The organism is Hymenobacter bucti (assembly GCF_042681145.1).
GTDB lineage: Bacteria > Bacteroidota > Bacteroidia > Cytophagales > Hymenobacteraceae > Hymenobacter > Hymenobacter bucti.
Window position 1 is genome coordinate 1319354 of sequence record NZ_JBHUFD010000001.1, and the last position, 22335, is coordinate 1341688.

The 22335-nt window shown below is 61.7% G+C and carries 14 protein-coding genes; 11 read left to right on the forward strand and 3 right to left on the reverse strand.

What is annotated here, in order from left to right; translation table 11 throughout:
• Window positions 1–199 precede the first annotated feature (199 nt).
• Both cysS and ACFSDX_RS05420 read left to right on the forward strand, forming a co-directional pair.
• Window positions 200–1735, forward strand: coding sequence for a cysteine--tRNA ligase (cysS, locus tag ACFSDX_RS05415; RefSeq protein WP_382312182.1), 1536 nt, complete (start codon window positions 200–202; stop codon window positions 1733–1735).
• Between the two features lie 109 nt (window positions 1736–1844).
• The gene (locus tag ACFSDX_RS05420) at window positions 1845–2846 is read left to right on the forward strand and encodes a M28 family peptidase (protein WP_382312184.1); all 1002 of its coding nucleotides are present in this window, start codon (window positions 1845–1847) and stop codon (window positions 2844–2846) included.
• A gap of 87 nt (window positions 2847–2933) precedes the next feature.
• On the opposite strand, the gene ACFSDX_RS05425 is transcribed toward ACFSDX_RS05420, so the two are convergent.
• The gene (locus ACFSDX_RS05425) at window positions 2934–3521 is read right to left on the reverse strand and encodes a DinB family protein (RefSeq protein WP_382312185.1); all 588 of its coding nucleotides are present in this window, start codon (window positions 3519–3521) and stop codon (window positions 2934–2936) included.
• 99 nt (window positions 3522–3620) lie between these two features.
• Here ACFSDX_RS05425 and ACFSDX_RS05430 point away from each other — a divergent pair, with 99 nt between their 5' ends.
• The 7 genes from ACFSDX_RS05430 (at window position 3621) to ACFSDX_RS05460 (ending at window position 16670) form a co-directional block, all read left to right on the forward strand.
• A complete protein-coding gene (locus tag ACFSDX_RS05430; RefSeq protein ID WP_382312186.1) occupies window positions 3621–4619 on the forward strand; it encodes a hypothetical protein in 999 nt (332 codons plus the stop codon).
• Between the two features lie 270 nt (window positions 4620–4889).
• Window positions 4890–5903: a LacI family DNA-binding transcriptional regulator gene (locus ACFSDX_RS05435; protein ID WP_382312187.1), complete on the forward strand. Its 1014-nt coding sequence runs from the start codon at window positions 4890–4892 to the stop codon at window positions 5901–5903.
• Between the two features lie 267 nt (window positions 5904–6170).
• Complete coding sequence (locus ACFSDX_RS05440) at window positions 6171–9302, forward strand: SusC/RagA family TonB-linked outer membrane protein (protein ID WP_382312189.1); 3132 nt, start codon at window positions 6171–6173, stop codon at window positions 9300–9302.
• A gap of 31 nt (window positions 9303–9333) precedes the next feature.
• On the forward strand, window positions 9334–11013 hold the full coding sequence (locus tag ACFSDX_RS05445; RefSeq protein WP_382312190.1) for a RagB/SusD family nutrient uptake outer membrane protein: 1680 nt from the start codon (window positions 9334–9336) through the stop codon (window positions 11011–11013).
• Between the two features lie 123 nt (window positions 11014–11136).
• A complete protein-coding gene (locus tag ACFSDX_RS05450; protein WP_382312192.1) occupies window positions 11137–12672 on the forward strand; it encodes a glycoside hydrolase family 28 protein in 1536 nt (511 codons plus the stop codon).
• A complete protein-coding gene (locus ACFSDX_RS05455; RefSeq protein ID WP_382312193.1) occupies window positions 12669–15005 on the forward strand; it encodes a GH92 family glycosyl hydrolase in 2337 nt (778 codons plus the stop codon). The genes ACFSDX_RS05450 and ACFSDX_RS05455 overlap by 4 nt, the downstream gene beginning before the upstream one ends.
• 180 nt (window positions 15006–15185) lie before the next feature.
• The gene (locus ACFSDX_RS05460; RefSeq protein WP_382312194.1) at window positions 15186–16670 is read left to right on the forward strand and encodes a glycoside hydrolase family 28 protein; all 1485 of its coding nucleotides are present in this window, start codon (window positions 15186–15188) and stop codon (window positions 16668–16670) included.
• Window positions 16671–16825: 155 nt separating this feature from the next.
• On the opposite strand, the gene ACFSDX_RS05465 is transcribed toward ACFSDX_RS05460, so the two are convergent.
• Window positions 16826–18136: a hypothetical protein gene (locus tag ACFSDX_RS05465; protein WP_382312195.1), complete on the reverse strand. Its 1311-nt coding sequence runs from the start codon at window positions 18134–18136 to the stop codon at window positions 16826–16828.
• Between the two features lie 169 nt (window positions 18137–18305).
• On the opposite strand from ACFSDX_RS05465, the gene ACFSDX_RS05470 reads away from it, so the two are divergent.
• Complete coding sequence (locus tag ACFSDX_RS05470) at window positions 18306–19940, forward strand: amidase (protein WP_382312196.1); 1635 nt, start codon at window positions 18306–18308, stop codon at window positions 19938–19940.
• A gap of 144 nt (window positions 19941–20084) precedes the next feature.
• Here the strand turns inward: ACFSDX_RS05470 and ACFSDX_RS05475 are convergent, their stop codons facing one another.
• The gene (locus ACFSDX_RS05475; protein WP_382312197.1) at window positions 20085–21494 is read right to left on the reverse strand and encodes an FAD-binding oxidoreductase; all 1410 of its coding nucleotides are present in this window, start codon (window positions 21492–21494) and stop codon (window positions 20085–20087) included.
• 45 nt (window positions 21495–21539) lie between these two features.
• On the opposite strand from ACFSDX_RS05475, the gene ACFSDX_RS05480 reads away from it, so the two are divergent.
• On the forward strand, window positions 21540–22271 hold the full coding sequence (locus ACFSDX_RS05480; RefSeq protein WP_382312198.1) for a C40 family peptidase: 732 nt from the start codon (window positions 21540–21542) through the stop codon (window positions 22269–22271).
• The last annotated feature ends 64 nt before the right edge of the window (window positions 22272–22335 follow it).

Below are 22335 nucleotides of genomic sequence, written 5' to 3' on the forward strand. Positions count from 1 at the left end.
AACGGCTCGTTCTGATGCGATTGCTTCGTCGTTCCTCCTCGCAACGACAGGCGGAGTGCTACTTCCTTGCTAATTAATCCTGAACTTTGCGGCTCGCTCGGCGTTGGGTACTACTTGGTTTTGGCCTTCAAAACTGCCTTTTTCCTGACTTTCGAAAAGCAATCTGGCTTTGCTGATTGCTCATTGTTAATTACTTGTCATGTCGCTGACGCTGTATAATACGCTTACCCGCCAAAAGGAAACCTTCGAGCCGCTGCACCCGCCCCAGGTGGGCTTGTACCTCTGCGGACCTACCGTGTACAACGATGCCCACCTGGGCAATGCCCGCGGGCCCATCGTGTTCGACGTGCTCACGCGCTACCTGCGCCACCTAGGGTACCAGGTGCGCTACGTGCGCAACATCACCGACGTGGGCCACCTCGAAAGCGACGCCGACACCGGCGAGGACAAGATGGCCAAAGCCGCCAAGGCCAAGCAGCTGGAGCCCATGCAAGTAGCTCAGCATTATACTAATAGCTACCGCCAGGCCATGGCCGCCCTAGGGTGCCTGCCGCCCGATATCGAGCCCCAGGCCAGCGGCCACATTACCGAGCAGATTACCCTAATTCAGGAAATCCTGGAGCGCGGCCTGGCCTACGAGGCCAATGGCTCGGTATATTTCGATGTGCCCAAGTACAACGCCGAGGGCGGCAACTACGGCCGCCTGTCGGGCCGCGTGGTGGAGGAACTGCTGGCCGGCACCCGCACCGCGCTGGCCGGGCAGGAAGAAAAGCGCTCGCCCACCGACTTTGCCCTCTGGAAAAACGCTTCGCCGCAGCACATTATGCGCTGGCCCTCGCCCTGGGGCGAGGGGTTCCCGGGCTGGCACCTCGAGTGCTCGGCCATGAGCCGCAAGTACCTAGGCGCCGAGTTCGACATCCACGGCGGCGGCCTCGACTTGATGTTTCCGCACCACGAGTGCGAGATTGCCCAAAACGAAGGTTCGCACACGCCTAGCCCCGGCGCCCGCTTCTGGCTGCACAATAACATGCTGACCGTCAACGGTCAGAAGATGAGCAAGTCGCTGGGTAATTTCATTACCTTGCCCCAGATGTTTAGTGGTGATACCAGTGCGCTCTCGCAGTCGTACTCGCCCATGACGCTGCGCTTCTTCTTTCTGCAAGCGCACTACCGCTCGCCCATCGACCTCAGCGACGACGCTCTGCAAGCCGCCCGCAAAGGCTACCGCAAGCTCCTCAACGGCCTGCGCCTGCTCGATAAGCTGGTGAGTGACCTAGGGGAGGAGGTGAGCGGTGAAGAAGTGAAAATAGATGCGGCACCCGCCCAGCCCGGCCCGCCCTCGCCGGCCCAGCAGCTGCGGAACCTGGCGGCCAAGCCCTTCACCTTCCTCGACGACGACCTGAACACCCCTAGGGCCGTAGCGGCGGTGTTTGACCTGCTTAAGCGCCTCAATACCCTGGCTACCAACCCGGCCGCGCTGGCCGAAGTAGGGCCGGCCGCCCTGCGCGAAGCCGCCGCCGCGTACCGCACGCTGGTGCAAGACGTGCTGGGCCTGCGCGACGAGCCCCGCACCAGCACCGAAGACCTGCTGGGCCTGACCCTAGGCTTTTACCAGGAGGCTAAAGAGGCCAAAGCCTACGACAAAGTCGACCAGATTCGGGCGGCGCTCAAAAACCAGGGCATCGTCATTAAAGACACCAAAACCGGCGTGGAATGGGTCTACAGCGAGGAATAGGCAACTGTCCTTGCGTAAGTTCACTGCAAAACCCGCGACTACTACTGCGAACTGAAAGACGGCGCGAGCCACCTACTGCGTGAAAAATTTCTTGCCCCGGCTGACGCTTTTGGCCGTCGCTTCTTTCCTGCTCACGGCCTGCCCCGCCGAAAAGCCCGCTGACACCGCTAGCCAGCCCGAGAAGGGCGACGCTGCGCTTGCCAAGGCCCCGGTCTTTAGCGCCGACTCGGCCTACGCGTTCACGGCTAGGCAGGTGGCCTTCGGTCCTCGTGTGCCCAATACGCCCGCGCACGTAGCTTGCGGCAACTACCTGGTGGCTAAGCTCAAAGGCTTTGGCCTGACGGTGCGCGAGCAGCCGTTTACGGCCATGACCTTCGATGGCACCCAGATTAAGGGGCGCAACATCATTGCCCAGTACCAGCCGCAGGCGGCGCGGCGGGTGGCCCTGTTTGCCCACTGGGATACTCGGCCCTTTGCCGATGCCGAAAAAGACAAAGCCAAGCGCAAGCTGCCCATGGATGGGGCCAGCGATGGCGCCAGCGCCGTGGCCGTGGCCCTGGAAATAGTACGCACCCTGAGCCAGCAGCCCGAGAAGCTGGCGCCCAACGTGGGCGTCGACGTTATTCTGGTTGATGCCGAAGACTGGGGCTTCGAAGTGGGGGCTATCGAAGGCCAGAAAAACCTGCTTGAAGGCAACGGCGACGGCTGGTGCCTAGGCTCGCAGTACTGGGCCAAAAACATGGTGCCCCCCAACTACAAGGCCGAGTACGGCATCTTGCTCGACATGGTGGGCGCCAAGGACGGCCACTTCACCCGCGAGGGCACGTCGCTGGACAAGGCCCGCACCGTGGTTGATAAAATCTGGAACACGGCGGCCAAGATTGGCTACTCCGATTATTTCCTTTTCAAAGACACGGGCGCCATCACCGACGACCACGTGTACATCAACCAGGCTGGTATTCCGACGGTGGACATTTACGACCATCCGGCCTACGGCGAGGAATATTTTCCGGCCTACCACCACACCACGGCCGACAACATGAGCATCATCGACCGCAAAACGATGAAGGCCGTGGGCCAGACGGTGCTGCAAGTGCTGTACAACGAGTAGGTTAGTGCTTAACGAATAGTGGGTAGTGATTAGTGGCTGAGTGGTCCACTAATCACTACCCACTATTCGTTAAGCACTAAGCACTACCTAGGCGTGCTTGGTGGCGATGGTAGCCCGCGCCTGCTCGGCCTGGTGCACGTAGCGCTTGTAGTTGGCCACCAGTATCTCCAGCACGTCGGTGAGGCGGAGCTTGAGCCAGGGGTGCAAAGGATTGGGCACGCGGATGGTGCCGGCATCTACCTGGCGGGCCAGCAGCAGCAGCCGCAACAGCTCATCGAGCTGGCGGTTAAACGCTTCGACTACCGTGCCCGAGAGGCGCACGCCCGTGGGGGCGTATTGCTTAGGCACCCGGAAAGTGTCTTCCGAGTCGTCATCCTGCCGGGCGGCGCTGGCAAAGCGCCGGCCTAGCCAGCCGCTGCGCACCGAGCCGCGGGCCACCGAGCCGCGAGCCTGCGCCGCTTTCAAGCTTGCTTTTACCAGGGGCAAGTAGTAGCCGCTCAGGATGTTGAGGTGCTCAAGGCACTGGCCTACGCTCCATTTGTCGTAGCCCGGGCGGCGGTTGAGCTGCTCACTATTGAGCGGGCGTAGACGCTGGTGAGTGGCCACGCGCAGGGCCAGCACCTGGTTAGTCAGCAGGTCAAAAAAGTCGTTGGTATCGCGCGAAGAAGCACTCATGCAGTGGGCAGCAGTCCAGCTTAAGAAAACATTAGGGTTGTAATATTACGGCGCCGGCCGGAATCGGGTCAGCTGCTAGCTACTATACAGCGTCCATATATGTTATCAACAGTATTCTCCAGGTGCCGGTTGGGGCAGCTGGTGGCGTGGCTACCGTGGCTGCTGGCCACCACCCTAGGGGCCCGGGCGCAGGCCGTGCCCAACCCCGGCGAAAATATTCAGTACCTCATCACGTTTGGCGCCCAGGCCGACCCCGCCTGGGGCGACGACGATTTCACGCAGACGTTCTTTTTTCTGGTTCCCCAGGGCCAGCGCCAGCCCGTGTACCTGCGCGTGTACGACCCCGATTGCGGCGACCAGCTTGATTCTCAGAAGGGTAGCTACGACACGCGCACCAGCTTCAGCATCTACGGCGGGCCAGGCGCGCACTCGGGGGCCGGCGCCCGCGACCCCCGCCCCGCCCTCAAACCTCAGCCCGTGACGGGCCGCCTGCTCCAGGAAAAAACCTTCGGCGGCGAGGCCCAGTACGATGAGAAGTACTACACTTTTGGCCCGCTCAACCCGCTGGAGGGCGAGCTGGTGGAGGAGTTCAAGGGCTACGTATTTAAAGTAATAGTGCGGGGTCTGAGCGGCAACGACGGCAACGTGTACCGCTTTTTTTTCAGCACCGAGCGCGCCGCCAACAATGCCGTGCCCGGCGGTAATGCCTTCACCTACGAGTATTGCTTCCGGCTGCCGCCCGCCCTGCGGCAGGCCACGGTGCACCTCTACCCCTTCGTAAACGATAAGGTAGTGAGCATGAAGCAGAGCAACTATGACGTAGATAAGTCGGCCACGCTCAAGGTATTCAGCGTTTCCAAAAACGGCCACCTGGGTGTGGTGAGCGGCGACAAGGAGTGGAGCAGCAACGTTATTCCCATCACCGACCAGGAGCGCGGCCTTTCGCTGGATTTTCGCCTGACCAGCACCACCAAAACGCCCAACGACATGGTCTTCTACGTGACCGACCAGTACGATACGGCGCTGCCCTTCTTCGCGGTGCCCATCGGTGGCCCGCCGCGCTACAAGTACGATGTTGACATGAAAATTCACCGCTAGGTAGGGGAGGGGCCTTTGATGGAGAAACCCGGGTTTTTCGGACCTAGGAAGTAGGCCGCGGGGGCAGTAGCGCGAAGCTCGGCTTCGCGTGGTGCCTGGTTAGCCTTAGTAACTAAACGCGAAGCCTCGCGCCGCGCTACTATCTGAATACAGAAGTAAAAATAGTATTATTCTGCACTGGTGGTTTAGGAAAGGTCGAATTTAGTTGCGGAAGCCGGGGCGTGAAGACCCGCTTTTTCCGGCCGCTGGTTAGCTTGCTGCACCTAGCGTATGGAAAAAGTAACCCTCAAGCAACTCGCCGCCGAGCTTAATCTATCAACCTCAACTGTATCGCGCGCGCTACAAGATAGCTACCAGATTGGGGCTGAAACAAAAAGCCGCGTGCTACAGCTGGCGCGCAGGCTTAGCTACGTGCCCAATCCGCACGCCAGCAGCCTGGGCAGCCGCCGCAGCAAGACGATTTCGGTCGTGATTCCGGAAGTAACTGACAGCTATTTTGCGCAGGCAATCAACGGCATTGAGGCCGTAGCGCAGGAGCGGGGTTACCACGTGCTTATCTATCTCACCCACGAGCGGCTGCAGCAAGAACAGGAGATTTTGAAGGAGTTCCAGGGTGGGCGCGTCGATGGGGTTATCATGTCCATATCGGCCGAAACGACTAGCTCGGTGCACATGCGGGGGCTCTTGGCGCAGCAGGTGCCGCTTATTCTGTTCGACCGGGCCATTGAGCAGGTGCAGACGCCTACGGTACTTACCAACGACCTAGAGAGTAGCGCGCAGGCGACCTGGCACCTCATTGAGCGGGGCTGCACTACTATTCTCTTTCTGAGCTACTTCCGTAACTTGTCCATTGGGCAGGCGCGGCTGGCGGGCTACCGCCAGGCGCTGCAGGAGGCCGGCCTGCCCTTTCAGCCCGAGCTAGTGGTCGACTGCGGCCTCGACGATGAAAGCAACTTGCAGCTCATTCGGGAAGTGCTGCAAAAACAGGCGCACACCAACGGCATCATAGCAACGGCGGAAGGCTTGACCCTGAGCGTGTACCAAGCCTGCAGCGAGCTGCACCTGGGTATTCCGGCCGACATCAAAGTCGTTTGCTTTTCCAATTCGCGGTCGGCGGCCATCCTCAACCCGCCGCTCACTACCGTGGTGCAGCCCGCTTTTGAAACCGGCCAGGCCGCTGCCCGGCTGCTGTTCAAAAGCCTGAAAAATAAGAACGCTGTGAGCGCCAGCGACAGCCAGGTTTTGCCCTCCAAGCTCGTGGTGCGCCAATCTACCGGGGGGTAGCGAGCCGCCTGGTAGCGCTGGCCGAAACTTGCCGCGTGTAGGCAGGGCGCAAAACGATAGTATGGTACCTAAATAGCTACTAAAAAATACGTTAGCGAATGAACGCAGTCTTAAATTTACGCAACCGCTTGCGTAAATTTAAGACTGCGTTCATAGTCATATAGTTGGGTTGGGTGCCTTCCTTTGAGACGTCTGGATGGGTCAGAAATTCATTTTCTACTCAATCCAAACAGCTTCTCTCCATTTCCCACCCAAACCTGCTTTCCTATGCAAGCAACTCTTACCCAGTTGTCAACGAGGAGTATTGTGGCCACGGCCGCGCTGTGTTGCATCTATTTGCCGAGCCTGGCCAAGGCCGACGCCCCCACTAAGCCAGCGGTAAGTATCGCCCCTCGCCCTACTGCCGCCACCAAAGCGTTGCTGCCCGCCCCGGTCACCATCAGCGGGCAGGTGGTGGATGAAAAAGGCGAAGCCCTGCCCGGTGCTAGCATAGTGCTAAAAGGCACTGCCAACGGCGTCGGTACCGACGCGGAGGGCCGCTTTAAGCTAACGGTACCCACCGCGCAGGGGGTGCTCATTGTGTCATTCGTCGGCTACCAAACCACGGAAGTACCAATAAGTAACAACCTGGAAATCAAGATTACCCTGAAAGCCGATTCGAAGTCGCTGGATGAGGTAGTGGTAGTGGGCTACGGCACCCAGAAAAAGCGCGACCTAACCGGCACGGTTGTGTCGCTCGACAGCAAGGAAATTGTGAGCTCTAGAGCTCCCAATGCCCAGGAGGCGCTGCAGGGCCGCCTGTCGGGGGTAGACGTGAAACGCGCCTCGGGCAAGCCGGGTGCCGACCTTACCATTGAGATTCGGGGGGCCAACTCCATTGGGGGTAATACCCAGCCGCTGTACGTGCTGGACGGTATTCCGGTGTCGAATATCAACGATATTAATCCAGCTGACATTGAGCGCATCGACGTGCTTAAGGATGCTTCTTCGACGGCCATTTACGGCTCGCGCGGCGCCAACGGGGTGGTAATCGTGACCACGAAAAAGGGCTCGGCCGGCGGCTCGCGCATCACCTACGACGGCTACGTGGGCTTTGTGGAAGCCTACAACCTGCCGCCTATGATGAGCGGGCCCGAGTTTGTGAACTACGCCCGCGAATACAGCCGCACCCGCGCCATCGACCAGGGCCAGAACCCCGATGTGGTGGCCACCGACGAAAAAGTGTTTTCGGCCACCGAGCTGCGCAACATCAAGAACAACACCTACACCAACTGGATAGACCTCATCAAGCAGCGGGGCCTGCAAACCAGCCACTTACTGTCGCTGAATGGCGGCGATGGTAAGACCAATACTTTCTTGTCACTCGGCTACCAGGACTACCACGGTGCCGAGAAAATAGTGGACCTGAAGAAGTACACCATGAAGCTGGGGATTGATAAAACCCTCAGCGACAAGTTTAAAGTGGGGGCTTCGGCCTACGCGGCCTTCGTGGATAGCAAGCCCGGCGCCCTCGAAACGTTTCGGAGTGCCTACCGCCTGCGGCCCACTGGCAGCGCCTACAACGACGACGGCAGCGAGCGCTTTTTCACCTACGAAACCGAGGCGCAGATTACCAACCCGCTCTACGACTACCGCAACGAGATTCGGCGCACGCAGTACATCCGCATCCTGCCCAACGTGTACGGCGAGTGGACCATCCTGAAGGGCCTGAAATTCCGGTCCACGTTCACCACCGATATCACTTACCAGCGCCTAGGGTGGTACCAGGACACCTACACTAAGGCCCGCGCCGGCACCCAGCCCAGCAATGCCAACTACAGCACCTACCACGTATTCAACTACGACCAGGAGAATTTTCTGAGCTACGCCACCGAGTTTGGTGCCCATAACCTGAGCATTTTAGCGGGCACCACGGCCAACTATTATCAGAACGATGCCAACTCGACCACGGTATCGGGCCTGCCTTACAACTCGCTGTGGTACAACCTAGGCACGAGCACGGCCGTGACCATTGCGGGCACTACTACCCCTCCTTCCACGGTGGCCACCAGCAACTACGCCAAGCAAACGACTATGTCGTACCTGGCGCGGGCCAACTACTCGTTCCGCAACCGATACCTGGTGACGCTAACCGGCCGCTACGATGGTAATTCCATTCTGGCGGAAGGTAAGAAGTGGGACTTCTTTCCGTCGGCGGGCTTTGCCTGGGTGGCCAGCGACGAGGATTTCCTGAAGCAATACGAATTTCTGAACCTGCTGAAAGCGCGGGTGAGCTACGGCGAATCGGGCAATGCGGCCATTTCGAGCAACAACCCGCTGGGCCTCAATCCCTACGCCACGCAGGTGACGGTGACGCCCTCGTACTACGACTTCAACGGCGTGACGGCCAACGGCTTTTCGCCCTCGGGCCTGGGCAACAAAGACCTGACCTGGGAGAAAACCCGCGAGTACAACGCCGGCCTGGAAATCTCATTCTTCAAGGGTCGGATTTCGCTCGATGCGGACTACTACAACAAGACGTCGCGCGGCTCCATTCTGGTGCAGCAGATTCCGGCCGAGAACGGCTTTAACTCGGTGCTTTCCAACGTGGGCCGCGTGCGCAATGAAGGCGTTGAGCTGAACCTGAACACGGTGAACGTAACTAACAGCAAGTTTACCTGGAAGACGAACATCAACTTTGCCCGCAACCACAACGAGATTCTGGACCTCTACGGCAACGGCAAAAACGACGTAGGTAACAACTGGTTTATCGGCCAGAATGTGCGGGTGTACTACGACTACAAAGTCGTGGGCGTGTGGCAAACCGACGAGGCCGCGCAGGCCGCCGAGTACGGGCAGAAGCCCGGCCAGTGGAAGGTACAGGATACCAACGGCGACAAAAAGATTAACAGCGACGACCGGGTGGTGCTGGGCAGCAACTCGCCCAAGTGGTTTGGTGGCATATCGAACACCGTCAATTTTGCCAACTTTGACTTGAACGTGACGGTGTATACCCGCCAGGGTGTGACGGAGTTCAACCAGTTTCTGTCGCAGTTTGAGTTCAGCGACCAGGGGCGGGCGCGCTTCAACGCCCTGAGCCGCGATTACTGGACCACGACCAACCCGAGCAACAAGTGGGCAAACGCCGCCATTGAGCAGGACGCCAACCGGCGCCGGGCTTCGCTCTATACCAACGCCTCCTACACCAAAATCAGCAACATTACGCTCGGCTACAACGTGCCGAAAGCCATGTCGGGCCGCTTCGGGGTGGGCGGCGTGCGGGTGTACGCCACCGCCTACAACCCCTTCGTGTTCACCAACTACGTGGGCTGGGACCCCGAGTCGGCCAGCCTCGACACGTTCGGGTCGCAAAGCTTCCGGACCCGCACCTTCCTCTTCGGAGTGAATGTGTCGCTGTAACCCACTTTTTCTCCAAGCCTAGCTATCTTTTATGAAACGCTTTATCAATGGCCTGTGCGCAGCAGGCTGCCTGGCCCTGCTGTCGCTAACCGGCTGCAAGGACTACCTGGTCGAAGAAAACCTAGGTGGCCGCACCGCCGAAACCTACTACGGTACCGCCCAGGGCTTCGAGGACCTGGTAAAATCGACCTACTCGCCCCTGCGGCCCCTGCTCAGCTACACGGGCATGTTCTTTCTGGGAACCGACATCTTCACCGTGACGGAGGTAGGCTCGACCAACGCTTTTAATAGCTACGACAACAACCTGAATTCGAGTAACCCCGACCTCGACTCGTACTGGAAGGAGGCGTACTACGCCATTCAGCTCACCAACACGGTTCAGTTCTGGTCGACGCAAGTGACGGGCCTGGACGCCGCCACCGTGGCCACCCGCGTGGCCGAAACCAAGGCGCTGCGGGCGTATCACTACTTTTTGCTGGCCGAAACCTTTGGTGACGTGCCGCTGGTGCTGGCGCCGGCCACCCAGCCCACGTTTGGCTTCGCCCGCACCCCCGAGAAGGACGTGTACACCCAGGTTATCAAGGACCTGACCGAGGCCATCGATGGGCTGCCGGCCACTACCGCCAACTTCGGCCGCGTTACGAAGGGCATGGCCCAGCACCTGCTAGCCAAGGTGTACCTGACCCGCGGCTACAAAAGCTACGGGGCCGGCCAGGCAGACTTCACCAAGGCGGGCCAGCTGGCCGAGACGCTTATCACTTCGGGGCCCTACGCGCTGAGCAGCAACTTCGCGAGCCTCTTCGACCCCAGCAATGCGGGCTTTCAGGTGAACTCAGAGGTTATTTTTTCGGTGCAGTACAATGCCAACGTCGAGAGCAGCCGCTACTACTACATCAACAACCCTTCGCTGCTGATTACGGGTAATGGCCTCCACAACTTGTTCAACATGGAGTTTCAGACGTACCCCACCATTGGCCGCAGCGCCTACTACGGTAAGTCGACGCTCTACATCGCGCCGACCTCGTACCTGTACACGCTGTTTGACAAAACGCGCGATGCCCGCTACCAAAGCACGTTTGCCACGGCCATTTACGCCCAGGTAGCCACGGCGGGCTTCGCGGTAGGCGACACGGTAATTTACTTTCCCGACGTGCCTTTTTCGGCGGCGCGCAAAGCGACTAAGAAGTACAACGTCTATAATTTCGACGAGTACGAGAACAAGACCAGCTTCTCGCCCCGCTCGCTGCCCTACGCCCAGAAGTTCCGGGAAGTGAACGTGCCCTACAGCGACAACAACCTAGGTATCCGCGATACCTACGTGTTCCGGCTTGCCGAAACCTACCTCATTGCATCGGAGGCGTATCTGAAGGCCGGCGACATGGCGAAGGCCGTGCAGTACTACAACGTAATCCGTACCCGGGCCGGCAAAACCGGCACCAACCCGGCCACCAACCTGCCTTACAAAGACGAGCTGAAAGCCACCAGCATCACCATCGACAACATCTTGGATGAGCGCGCCCGCGAGCTGTTTGGCGAGGAGCTTCGGTGGTATGAGCTGAAGCGCACGGGTAAGCTGCTGGAGCGCGGCAAGCTCTACAACAAGGAGCTGGCGAAGTACAACCGCCTGCAGAGCTTCAACCTGCTGCGGCCCATTCCGCAAACCCAGATTGACCTGAACCGCGCCGACTTCACGCAAAACCCGGGCTATTAGGCAACGGCCTTGGGGCGCGCTGCCCAACGGGGCCGCTAGGCGGCCATGCACGCCTAGGCAGGCAATCGCCTCGGAAGCATGGCCGCCTACTTGCGTCGCCCTTTCCTCCCCCTTCCTTTGCACATGAAGCAGCTACTAATCATCCTGAGCCTGTGCTGGCTTGCGGGCCGGGTAGCCGGGCAGGGCCGCGAGTTTGCCATCACGGCTTACGGCGCCAAGGCTGATGGGCAAACCAACAACGCGGTGGCCATCCAGCGGGCCATCGACGCGGCGGCTAAAAGCGGCGGGCGCGTGGTGGTGCCGGCCGGCCGGTTCGTGACCGGGCCGCTGTACCTGAAGTCGGGAGTAGAGCTGCATCTGAGCCGCGGCGCCACCCTGCTCGGCAGCGCCAAGCGCCTGGATTATACCGATAAGCAGGGGATGGCCATCTTGGTTGCGAAAGACCAGCGGAACGTGGCCATTACGGGCCCCGGCACGCTGGATGGGCAAGGCCGCGCGCTGATTCAGAACGTGCTGGAGCTGCTGCGGGCCGGCGTGCTTGACGACCCGGAGTGGAAAGTAAAGCGGCCCACTGAGCAAAATCGCACGCACCTTATCGCGTTCACCCGCTGCACCGGCGTGCGCGTAACGGGCGTTACGCTCAAGGATGCGTCGAGCTGGGTGCAGTCGTACCAGCAGTGCCGCGACTTGGTGTTCGACAGCATCCGCGTCGAGAGCACGGCCTATTGGAACAACGATGGCATCGACCTGGTAGACTGCCAGAATGTGAAGCTGACCAACAGCTTTTTCAACTCGGCCGACGATGGTATTTGCCTGAAATCGGAAGACCCAAAAAGCAGCTGCGACAACATCTACGTGGCCAACTGCCAGGTGCGCGCTAGTGCCAGCGCCTTTAAGCTGGGCACGGGCTCGGAGGGCGCGTTTCGCCGCATCAAGGTGCGCGGCCTGACCGTGTACGATACTTTTCGCTCGGCCATTGCGCTGGAAGCGGTGGACGGCGCCGTGCTGGAAGACATTGATATTCGGAATGTAACGGCCACCAACACTGGCAATGCCATCTTCATTCGGCTGGGCCAGCGCAAGGCGGGCCGGCCCGCGGGCACGGTGCGGCGGGTGTACATCGGCGACGTGAAGGCCACGATTCCGGCCGGCAAGCCCGACAAAGGCTACGAGATGGAGGGCCCCGTGTATAAGGAGCCGCACAACGTTAATCCGTCGTCCATCGCGGGCCTACCCGGCCACCCGGTGCAAGATGTGATGCTCGAAAATATCGACTTCACCTACGAAGGCGGCGCCTCGAAGCAAGTGGCCTACGCCCCCCTCGATTCGCTGGCCGCCGTGCCCGAGCGCGCCCCCAACTACCCCGAGTTTTCGATGTTTGGCGAGCTACCGGCCTACGGCTTCTACGTGCGGCACGCCGAAGGCATAACGCTGAAAAACGTGCGCATCACCATGAAGGGCGCCGACTACCGGCCCGCTTTCGTATTCGATGACGTCAAAAAGTTAGCTTTGCAAGAGGTGGCAGTGCCAAGCGCACCCGCCCTGCCGGTGGTGGCCTTGCAGGGCGTAACAGATTTGTCTGTCAAGAAATTGACTACGCCAGCCAGCAAGCAGCAGGCGCTACTGGTGCTGCCGGCTAAGGTCCGCCGGGCGCTGTGAGGCAACCCGCCAAAACGACAACTCTTTCTAAATCCCTACCACTTCTGAAAGCGCGTACTCTCTTCCTCTGCCTAGGTCTGCTGCCCCCACCCGCCCGGGCCCAGGCGCCCGACCTCGTGCGCCTGGTGCAGCCGCTCGCGGGCACGGCGGCCAGCACCACGGTGGCGGCCCTCAAGCACGGCGAGGGCACCGAGCACCTGGCCAATACCATTCCGGCCGTGGGCGCGCCCTTCGGCATGACGCAGTGGACGCCCCAGACCCGGCAGTCGGAAACCAAGTGCCAGGCGCCGTACTACTTCCGCGACAGCTTGCTGACGGGTTTCCGGGCCAGCCACTGGCTCAGCGGCTCCTGCACCCAGGACTACGGCAGCGTCACGATTATGCCCATCACGGGCCGGCTGCGGACGCAGGGGGCGGCCTACGCCACCCGGTTTTCGCACCAGTCCGAAACGGCCACGCCGGCGTACTACCAGGTCAGCCTGCCTAGGTACCAGCTGCGGGTAGAAATGACGGCCACCCCGCGCTGCGGGATGCTGCAAGTCACGGCCAGTAAGGCCGATAGCCTGTATGTATTAGTAGCGCCAAATAGCGACCAGGGCCAGGGCTTCGTGCGGGTAGATGCGCAGAAAGGCGAAATCTGGGGCTACAACCCGGCGCACCGCATCTACCAGGGCTGGGGGCAGCCGGCGGGCTTCAGCGGCTACTTTGTGGTGCAGGTGGCGCGGCGCGGCGCGCGCGGTGGCACCTACCGCGGCGGGCAAGTGCTGGCCGCGATGAGCATAAAAGACCAGAAGGATATCGGCGCTTTCCTAGGGTTTAAGGTGGCCAAGGGCGAGACGCTACGCCTGCGGGTGGGCACCTCGTTTAGTAGCCTCGAAGGCGCGCGCCGCAACCTAGGCGCCGAAATTCCGGGCTGGGATTTTGCCGCCCTGGCCGCGCAAAACAAGGCCGTTTGGCAAAAAGCGCTCGGCCAGATTCAGGTGGAAACGGCGAAGGAGCAGGACAAGCGCATCTTCTACACCGCCCTGTACCACACCATGCAGCAGCCCCGGCTGTTCAACGACGTGGACGGCACCTACCCGGTATTTGCGGGCAACTACCAGACGAAAAAGCTGGCTAAGGGCAACTACTACGACGACTTTTCGATGTGGGACATCTACCGGGCCGAGCTGCCGCTCTACGAGCTGCTGCGGCCGGCGCTGGTCAACGACCTAGCGCAGTCGATGGTGCTGAAAGGGCAGCAGGGCGGCTGGCTGCCCATTTTCCCGTGCTGGAACAGCTACACTTCGGCTATGATTGGCGACCACGGCACGGCATTTATCGCCTCGGCCTACACCAAAGGCATCCGCGGCTACGACGTGGCCGCCGCGTATGGCCTCATGCGCCAAAACGCCTTCGACCAGGCCAGCCGCGCCGACTACGTAAACGGTAAAGGCCGCCGCGCCCTGCCCTCGTACTTGCGCTACGGCTTCGTGCCTCTGGAAGACAGCGTGCAGGATGCTTTCCACAAAAAAGAGCAGGTGAGCCGCACCCTCGAATACGGCTACGACGACTACGCCCTGGCCCAAGTGGCGAAGGGCCTGGGTAAAACCGCGGATTACGACACGCTACTCAAACGCTCGCAGGGCTTCCGGCGGGTGTTTGACCCGGCCGTGGGCCTGGTGCGCGGCCGCCACGCTGATGGCCGCTGGGTCACGCCGTTTCGGCCCGATGTGCGCGAGTCCTACATCACGGAGGGCACGCCGCGGCAGTACACGTTTTACGTGCCGCACGACGTGCCCGGCCTGGCCCGGCTCATGGGTGGCCCCGCCCGCCTGGAGGCCGCCCTCGACAGCCTGTTTCACAAAAACGAGTATTGGCACGGCAACGAGCCCGGCCACCAGATACCGTTTATGTACAACTACACCGCTGCACCTTGGAAAACGCAGCAGCAGGTGCGCCGCATTCTGGCCGAGGAATACAGCGACGGCCCCGGCGGCCTCAGCGGCAACGACGACGCCGGGCAGATGTCGGCCTGGTACGTGTTTGCGTCGCTGGGTTTCTACCCCCTCAACCCCGTGTCGGACGAGTACCTGCTGTGCTCGCCGCTGTTCGAGCGCATCAGCGTGCAGCTGCCGGGCGGGAAAAAGCTGGAAATCAGCAGCCACAGGGCTACTGCGGGCGCCAGCTACATTGCCGCCGTGCGGTGGAACGGCCAGCCCTACCCACGCAACTTTGTCCGGTACGCCGACCTCATGGGCGGTGGCAAGCTGGAGCTGGACTTGCAAGCCACCCCCGCCAAGCAGTGGGCGAGCGACCCGCCGAGCTGGCCGTCGGGCCTGTCACCTAATTAGAACCTCTATACAGCCGACAAAAAGGCGGTCATGCTGAGCGCAGCGCAGCGGAGTCGAAGCATCTCTATCGCCTCATTGAACGGCCCAGATGAAGCGGCAGAGATGCTTCGACTCCGCTGCGCTGCGCTCAGCATGACGAATTCAGACTTTCTAAACCGCTGCTTTTTGACTACTTCTTCCATGCGTTCATCCACCTTCTTCTGGTGCCTTGGCCTGCTCTGGGCCCTGCTGGCCTGCCGGGTCGAACAGCCCAACGCCAGCACCATCCCTCAGCCCACGCCACAACGACTATTCAACGTGCGCGATTACGGGGCCCTGGGCGATGGCAAAACCGACGACGCCCGCGCCTTGAAGCAAGCCATTGCTGCCTGCGCGGCGGCGGGGGGCGGGCGCGTGCTGGTGCCGGCGGGCGGCACGTATTTGGCGGGGCCGTTCGATTTGAAATCGCACGTGGAATTTTGCGTGGAAAGCGGGGCCACGGTGCTGGCCAACCCCGACCCGCGGGTGTACCAGAAAAGTGCTTTCCGGGCCAACCTAGGCGAAGGCACTATTTGGATGGGCGGCGAAAACCTGGAGCAGGTCACCATTTGCGGGGGCGGCACGCTCGACGGCAACGGCGTTTCCTTCATGGGTGCCGAGCTAGCCGATTCGTATGAGCTGAAGCCTTTCAGCGGGGTGGACCCGCGCCCGCACCTACTGACGCTGGTGGGCGTGCGCGGGCTGCGCATCCGCGATATCAACGTGCGCAACTCGGCCTACTGGACGCTGCATTTGGTGGGCTGCAGCGACGTGGCTATTTCGGATATCTCGCTGCTCAATAGCCTGAAAGTGCGCAACAGCGACGGCATCGACCTGGACCACAGCAAGAACGTGCGCATTACGAATTGCTACATTGAGTCGGGCGACGACTGCATCTGCCTCAAAAACCGGCGTGAGTACGAGGAGTTTGGCGCCTGCGAGAACATCACCGTCACGGGCTGCACCATGACGTCGCGCTCCTGCGCCATCAAAATCGGCTCCGAAAACATGGACCGTATCAGCCACGTGGTATTCGACAACTGCATCGTGCGGGCCAGCAACCGGGGGGTAGGGATTCAGAACCGCGACGAAGGCACCGTGTCGGACGTGCTGTTTTCGAATATGCTCATCGAGTCGCACCTGTTTTCGGACGTGTGGTGGGGCAAGGCCGAGCCCATTTACGTGACGGCCTACCGCCGCGCGCCCGGCAACCACAAAGACGCCGGCTGGCGCTTCCCCAAGGGCCAGACCGAAGGCCGGGTGGGTGCGGTGACCAATATTTCCTTTAGCAACATTAAGTGCCAGAGTGAGAACGGCATCTACGTGAGTGGTGAAACGCCCGATAAGGTCGCCGGTATTTTCTTTGACCAGGTCGATGTGCAGCTCAACAAAACCACGGCCATCGCGGGCGGCATCTACGACCGGCGCCCCAGCCAGGCCGAGGGCTTCGTGCAAGGCCGCACCTCCGGCTTTTACCTGGATAATGCCACCGACATCCTTGTGCGCAACAGCTCGGTGCGCTGGGGTCCCAACCGGCCCGCCTACTACGCCCACGCCCTGGAAAGCCACGGCGTGGTGGGGCTGCAGGCGGCAGGCCTGACGGGCGAGTCGGCCTTTCCGCAGAAACTCGCGGCCGTTAGAAAGTAAGTGCCGCGTTTACTTCCCGGAATACTCGCTTCTTCCTCGCCGCTAGCTGCCACGGCCAGTGGCCCCAGCAAGTGACCTAGGGAAACGTGGGTTAGCCAGTTTCAAGCATAAAAAAAGGCTGCCTGGTGAGGCAGCCTTTTTGCGTTTATCGTCTATTATTGACCCGGCTCGTCGCGGCCGGCGTTGCGGCGGGGGGCGGTGTCGTCGGCATCGGCGGGCTTGTCGCCGCCTTCGGGGCGAAAGCCTTCGCGCTGGCCCTGGCCGTAGTTCTGGGCCTTGTCCTGCTGCGTAAAATTGTCGTAGCCGGGGCCACGGGCGCCGGGGTTTTCGTCGTCATACGAGCCGCCCTCCGAGCCGTGGCCTTGGCTTGTATTGCCCTCTTTGGAGCCGCCCGGCCCGAAGCCGCTGCGCGAATCGCCGGTATCGGGGTTGCCGGCTTTTTCCTGCTCGCTGCGCTCGTGGCCATAGCCATAGCCCTCGGTTTGGGGCGCGTCGGGCGAGTTGACGGGCGCGGGGGCTGCCCCATCGCCTGCGGCGGGGGCGCCGCCAGGCTGCTGTTCGTGGCTGCGGCCGCCCTGGCTGCCCTGGTTGTCGTAGCCGCCGCGCGAGGAGCGCTGGTCCTCTACGTCGCCGTGGCCGTTGGGGCCGAGGGGCAGGTGGCGGTCGGAGGTGCCGGCCGGTAGGCTCACGCCGCTGGTGTGGCCGTAGTCATCGGCGTAGGCGGGGCCCACCGTGGGGGCGCCGTTATCGTTTTGAAATGCGGCGTCGGGGCCGGTTTTGTCGGGCAGGTTGCGGGTGTCCTGGGTGTTGCCGCGGCCATCGGTGGGCGTGGCGGTGGGCTGGTCGGCGGCGCGCGTTTGGGGCGCGGGCGTGTCGCGCACGGCGTGGCCCTGCTGGTCGGGCACCAGGTCGCGGCCATCGTAGGCGCGGTAGGCGTTGTGCTGGGGGCCGGGCTGAGCGGCGCCTTCGCCGTAGTATTTTTCTTCGGTCGCCTCGGCCGCAGGGTGCTCGGCGGCGGGGTTGGTTTCGCGGTACTGGTTGCCGTAGCCGCCGTGGGTGGCGCCCTGATTGTACTCCTGCTGGCCCAGCTCGCCGCGGTTGGCATCGGCTCGCTGGTTGCTGGCGCGGTTATCATCGTTGTAGCTGGGCTGCACGCTGTTGCCGAAGTTACCGCCGTACACGTTGGGCTGGGTGTTGTTGGTGGGCGGGGCGGCGGCGGCCCCTAGGTCGTCGGGGTTGGCTTCTTTGTTTTCCTGCTCGCCGCCTTCTTCTACAGCGCCCTGGCCGGCCTCCATCTCGCTGTCTACCAGCTCCTGGCTCGAGGGCGGCGAGTCGGTGGCGGGCTGATTGGGGTTGTTGGCCAGGGTGTTCTGGGCATCAATACCCATTTTAGTATTGGCAACTGATTGGGCACCGGCGTTACCGGCGATGGTGTCGGGGCCGGTTTGTTCTTCGAGGCTAGGCATAAAAAAGCGCTGGGGATGGTGGGAGGGGCAAGTCTGCCCAGGCTATACGCCGCCGCCCGAAACGGGGTTGACGCCCAGGCGCCGCAGTAGCCGATTAGGGGGCTGCGGCGGGGTTCTGGCAAATGGCCGCCGGGCTTACATTTGAAAATCTGAACCCCTACCTCCCTTTATGAAGCGCCGCCAATTTTTACGCCAGAGTACCCAAGCCACCCTTGCTTCGAGCCTGCTGCCGCTGGCGGCCAGCGCAATGCCCACCACGTTGCCCGCCGCCCTCAGCAGCCCCACCGTGCAGCCGCAGGACAAAGACCTCGACCTAAGCGAGCGTACCATTGCCGACTTGCAGGCGTATCTGCAAGGCAGCCAGGGTAGTAGCCGCCGCCTGTGCCAGCTCTACCTCGACCGCATTGCGGCGCTCAACGCCAAAGGCCCGGCCATTAATGCCGTGATTGAGCTGAACCCCGACGCGCTGAGCATCGCCGATGCGCTGGACAAGGAGCGCAAGGCCGGCAAGCTGCGCGGCCCGCTGCACGGCATTCCGGTGCTGCTGAAGGACAATATCGACACCGGCGATAAGATGCAGACCACGGCCGGCGCGCTGGCCCTGGGTGGGCACCACGCCGCCCAAGACTCGTTCGTGGCCAAGCAGCTGCGGGCGGCGGGCGCCGTGATTCTGGGCAAAACTAACCTCAGCGAGTGGGCCAATTTCCGCTCGTCGCACTCGGCCAGCGGCTGGAGCAGCCGCGGCGGCCAAACCCACAACCCCTACGTGCTCGACCGCACGCCCAGCGGCAGCAGCGCCGGCTCGGGCGCGGCGGTGGCCGCCAGCCTCTGCGCCGTGGCCGTGGGCACCGAAACTAACGGCTCCATTGTGTCGCCTTCGTCGGTAAACGGCCTGGTTGGCCTCAAGCCCACCGTGGGCCTGGTAAGCCGCACGGGCATCATCCCCATCTCGGCCACCCAGGATACGGCCGGCCCCATGGCCCGCACCGTGCGCGATGCCGCCCTGCTCCTAGGTGGGATGGTGGGCGCCGACCCGGCCGACAGCGTTACCCAGGCGCCCGCTGCGCCTAAAAAGCCCCTGGACTACACCCGCCTGCTGCGCCCCGACGCCTTAAAAGGCCAGAAGCTGGGCGTCGAAAAAGGCCACCTCGCCAGCCAAACTGCCGCCGGCGAGCTGCTGCGCCAGGCCGTGGCCGTGCTCAAGGCGCAGGGCGCCACGGTGGTCGAGGTAGACGTGCGCACCGCCGTAGCGCCCATCGGCGAGGCCGAGTTTGACGTGCTGCTCTATGAGTTCAAGGACGGGGTAAACAAGTACCTAGGGCAGACCAACGCGCCCGTTAAAACCCTGGCCGACGTCATTGCCTTCAACAAAGCCAACGCGGCCAAGGCCATGCCGTTCTTCCAGCAGGAGACGCTGGAGCAGGCCGACAAAACGGAGGGCCTAGGGGCCGAGAAATATAAAACCGCCCTGCGCAAGGTGGTCGACACTTCGCGCGCCGCGCTCGATGCTGCCCTGAAAACGGACGGCGGCCTGGCGGCCATTGTCGGCATCACCACCGGCCCGGCCGCCTGCATCGACCTCGTAAATGGCGAGTACGGCACCGGTCCCGGCTTCGCGGGCCCCGCCGCCATGGCTGGCTACCCGCACCTCACCGTGCCGATGGGCAACACGCACGGCCTGCCCATCGGACTGTCTTTCGTGGGCGGACCATATAAAGAGGCGGAGATTCTGGGCCTCGGGTATGCGTATGAGCAAGCTACCAAACACCGCAAGGCGCCGGCGTTTCAGGCGGTGATAGGGTAACAGTTCCGTTTGTCATTGCGAGCGCAACGAAGTGAAGCGCGGCAATCTTTCCTTCACGCCAGGGTTACTAACTCTAACGAAAAAGGAAAGATTGCCGCGCTTCACTTCGTTGCGCTCGCAATGACAAACGGAACTGTTAGATGACTAAAATATCTTGCCGGGGTTCAGAATGCCGTGTGGGTCAAACACTTGCTTAATGCCGCGCATCAGGTGCAGGTTGGCTTCTTTGAGGGCGATGTGCATGTAGGGCTTCTGCACTAGCCCGATGCCGTGCTCGCCCGAGATGGTGCCGCCGAGCTTCACGCAAAGTTGGAAGATTTCGGAGATGGGCTCGCGCAGGCCCACGTTCCACTCCTCGTCGGTGAGGGTGCCGCGGATGATGTTAACGTGTAGGTTGCCATCGCCGGCGTGGCCGTAGCACACGCTCTTGAAGCCGTAGCGCTGGCCGATTTCCTTCACGCCCTTGAGCAGGGTGGGCAGCTCGGCGCGGGGCACCACGGTGTCTTCTTCCTTATACACCGAGTTGTAGCGCACCGAGTTGCCGATGTTGCGGCGGATTTTCCAGAGGTCGTCCTTTTGGCCGGCCGTGTCGGCCAGCAAGATTTCACCCACGTCGTACTTCTCCAGCACTTCGTACACCTGCTCGGCTTCTTTGTAAAGCTGCTCAATGTCCTGGCCGTCGAGCTCGATGAGCAAGTGCGCCGTGATGTCCTCGGGCAGCGTGAGCGGAATTTTCAAATAATCCGACGACCAGGCGATGGCCTCGCGCTCCATAAACTCCATGCCCGACGGGATAATGCCCGCCCGGAATACCGCCGAAACCGCCTCGGCCGCCTGCGCCTCCTGCCGGAAAGGCACCAGCATCAGGATGTTGTGCTGGGGGTAGGGGAGGAGCCGGAACACCACCTGCGTGATAATCCCTAGGGTGCCCTCCGAGCCTACCATGAGCTGGGTAAGGTTGTAGCCGGTGGCGTACTTGAGGGTGTTGGCGCCGGTCCAAATAACGTCGCCGTTAGGCAGTACTACCTGTAGGTTAAGCACGTAGTCGCGGGTGGTGCCGTATTTCACGGCCTTGGGGCCGCCGCTGCTCTGGCTCAGGTTGCCACCCAGGAAGCACGAGCCCTTGCTGGCCGGGTCGGGCGGGTAAAACAGGCCCACTTCCTTCACCGCGTTTTGCAGCGCCTCGGTCACTACGCCGGGCTCGGAAGTCACTTGTAGGTTGCGCTCGTCGATGTGCAAAATCTTGTTGAAGCGCTCCATGCTCAGCACCACGCCATTATGAATGGGCAGTGCGCCGCCGCTCAGGCCCGTGCCCGCGCCCCGCGCCGTGACCGGCACGCGGTGCTCGTGGCACAGCCGCATAATCTGGCTGACCTCTTCGGTGGTGCCGGGGCGCAGCACCACATCGGGCGCGAAATGGAAGTCCTCGGTGTGGTCGCGGCCGTAGGCTTCGTATTGCAGCGCCTCGGTGCGCTGGGCAGTGAGCACGTGCGCCGGGCTCACGATGCCCTCAAAGGCGACCACGAGCTCAGGGGTAAGCGGAGAAAAGGTCATGGGATGAAAATGCCGGTGTAGGGGCCGAAAAGTATATTTGCTTTAATGCACAGTGAAGTAACGAAGGTACAGCGGATGATTATAGAGCACCTCGCCACGCGGCGTTTGCCGGCCACCACGGCGCTTTATTTAGTAGGAATAGTGGTGTTGATGCTGAGCGCCAGCTGCCAGCGTCAGCTCAATCAGCGCAACGGCCGCTACTACTCGGCCCGCGACATGGTGCGCGTGAAGCGCGGCGAGCGCGTAGCCACCCGCCCCGGTAGCCGGCCCGCCAGCCGCCCGGCCCTGACCAAAAGCAAAGTAAAAACAACCATGCCCAGCGGCAGCGGCGCAGGTACGGTAGTAGCCAAAACCGTGACCAGGCGCCCCGCACGCGCGGGTAACGCCACCGGCACCCTAGGCAGCGCCATCGAAAATGCCCGCTCTTATTACGGCGTGCCCTACCTCTTCGGGGGCACCACCCGGCTGGGCATAGACTGCTCGGCGCTGCTCCAGCTGTCGTTTGCCGATGCGGGCGTCGATATTCCGCGCTCGTCTAATGAGCAAGCGGCCTGGGGCGAGCCTATTAAGCCGACGGAGCTGCGGCCCGGCGATTTTTTATTTTTTGGGGCCTCGCCGGGCTCACCCATCATCACGCACGTGGGCATGGTGACGGTGGTAGACGCCGAGGGCGTCGAATTCATCCACGCCTCTACGTCGCTGGGCGTCACCGAAAACAGCTTTGAGCTGGACTATTATTTGAGCCGATTCATCCGGGCTGTACGACCCAGACTATGAAGATTAGATGAAGTAGTGAGTGGGCAAATGGTTGCTGGTTAGATTGTTAACATTGGGGTAATAG